Below are 2,091 nucleotides of genomic sequence, written 5' to 3'. Positions count from 1 at the left end.
GCTGCTGCTTGCTGATCCATCCAAAGAGATGGTTGAGGATTACGTCGGCCAGGGGGCAGGGGGGTATGGAGCTTACCTCAACGGCGAATTGGCGGGAGAGTATGTGCTGATCGATACGCATCCGAAAACGGTTGAAATCGTCAATATTGCTGTGCGGGAAGACCTGCAGGGCAAAGGGATCGGCAAAATGCTGATCGAAAACGCGGTCGAAGAAGCCAGGAGGCAGGGAGCGCATGCGGTGGAAATCGGCACAGCCAACTCCAGCTTTCCTCAATTGAAACTCTATCAACGCTGCGGTTTCCGGATCGTGGGCGTGGACCCGGGCTTTTTTATACGACACTACGAGGAAGTATTCTATGAAGACGGAATCCAAGTGCAGGATATGGTCCGGCTCCGTCTGGATTTGATATAAAGAATAGACCTGCAGAAAGCAGTCAGTATCGTCATTGCAGGCTGGGCGTCTATTAAAATGTGTTTCAATCTAGCGGCAAGTATCGTTGCATTGATAGATTTCAAGCATAGGATAATCTATCAAATGGTAAAGGAGGTCATGTCACATGGCTATTTTGTTACCAGAGCAGTTCTACTCGCTAGCCGCTGGTGTCGGCAAGTCGTTCTATGAGAATCTTGCCGGCGGAATCAATGCTGCCGTCACGGTGAACAACACGTCGGCTTTTCCGGTTGACCTTGTCATCACCCGCGTCAACGCCCCTGTTGTCACTTATACGATCCCGGCGGCAAACAGCTTGACGCTGTCAGTGGAACGTCTGCTTGTCGCCGCTCTGCTGGCTTCAGCTGCCGGTCCGGTGTTCGGTACGATTCAAATCGCTACCTCTGATTTCTAATTGGCAATACCAACATCTGCACCAGCTCTTCCCCTTCCCCATGTGATATTGAGCCTCCAGCCGGAATATTCCGGTTGGAGGTTTTTTTCTGCTGGTGGTGCAAGGCCGGGGAAGGTTGTCGATCCACAAGTGAATTTTTGCTGGGAAAATGGGCTGAAAAAAGTTAATATTAGTAAAAACATCAACCGATGGAGGGTGAATGTGATGATTGTCCGAGAACAACCGGAAGGCTTCGTCCTGATTCGCCAGCATGATCATGCCAAGTTATCGGGACAGATCGCAGAGCATTTGTTGCAGGAGTGGATGCCGACAGGATCGGATCGTGAAGCTGCAGTGCTGGCCATTACCCAGCACGATCGCGGCTGGAGATATTTGGACGAGAATCCGTTATGGGATTCAGAAAGCAGCAGCCCGTTTTCCTTTATCAACTATCCGCTTGAGCCTAAGCTGTCTTCGTACCGAGCCGGCCTGGATGAGGCGGAAGCGATGGATCCGTATGCAGGTCTGCTCTGCAGCATGCACTATGCGTCGTTCCAGCAGGATCCGTTATGCGGAAGGACCGGAAGCCGCCCGGTTTTACAAGGAAGAGCTCCATCGGCAGGAACGGATTCAAAGTCAGCTCAGCGGATTGGACGCCAGCCGGGTGGAGCGCCATTTTAACCTGCTGAAGCTGTGCGACAGCCTGTCGCTGTACGTATGTCTCAATGAGCCAGGAGCGTCCGAAGATGAGGAGCATCCATGGTACCGTGAAGGGATCGAGACGGAGATCGCCGGGCTCAAGCATTTGCAGGCCCGATGGGTGGACGAAGGCTGCGTGGCGGTCAGCCTGCCCTTATTCCGATCGGAGTTTACCGGGTCGATTACGCTAAAGCGGGTATCGAGACAAGCTATTGAGGAAAAGGGATTGGGTGCAGCCTACGACATGGCCCCGGAAATCACGCAGGATGTTATATTCCGGAATAAATGAGGAAGAGAACATAACCTTTGAAATCCATGATGTGTGGGATCNGGAAAAACAGATCACGATCGCGGAATCCGTCAAGAAGCTGTAGATAGGAGGTGGCAGTATGGATCCTGTATATTTAAAACCCGTTACCGACGATATCCGCCAGCAGTGCATCGAGCTTCGTCCCAGGGATGACCAGTTGAGATTTGTGGCTTCAAATCTAAATTCATTGCAAAAGGCGGCCGAGGAGAAAACCTGCCATCCCTACGCGATTTATGCAGGTGATTTCATGGTAGGATT

At 51.8% G+C, this 2,091-nt stretch carries 2 protein-coding genes and 1 pseudogene; all 3 read left to right on the top strand.

Translation table 11 applies throughout. The features are described 5' to 3' along the window. The first annotated feature begins 1 nt into the window (after window position 1). The 3 genes and pseudogenes from CPT76_RS15700 (at window position 2) to CPT76_RS42115 (ending at window position 1,812) form a co-directional block, all read left to right on the top strand. Complete coding sequence (locus tag CPT76_RS15700) at window positions 2-412, top strand: GNAT family N-acetyltransferase (protein WP_258168533.1); 411 nt, start codon at window positions 2-4, stop codon at window positions 410-412. A 145-nt stretch (window positions 413-557) separates the two neighbouring features. Further along, a complete protein-coding gene (locus CPT76_RS15695) occupies window positions 558-845 on the top strand; it encodes a hypothetical protein (protein WP_076167812.1) in 288 nt (95 codons plus the stop codon). Window positions 846-1,049: 204 nt separating this feature from the next. Continuing rightward, window positions 1,050-1,812 (top strand): annotated as a pseudogene (locus CPT76_RS42115) (DUF3891 family protein). Window positions 1,813-2,091: the final 279 nt, after the last annotated feature.

The sequence above is a fragment of the Paenibacillus sp. AR247 genome, assembly GCF_002968895.1.
In the GTDB taxonomy this organism is placed as follows: Bacteria; Bacillota; Bacilli; order Paenibacillales; family Paenibacillaceae; genus Paenibacillus_AQ; species Paenibacillus_AQ favisporus.
Note: the sequence above shows the minus strand (reverse complement) of the source record. Positions and strands in the feature narration are given on the sequence as shown.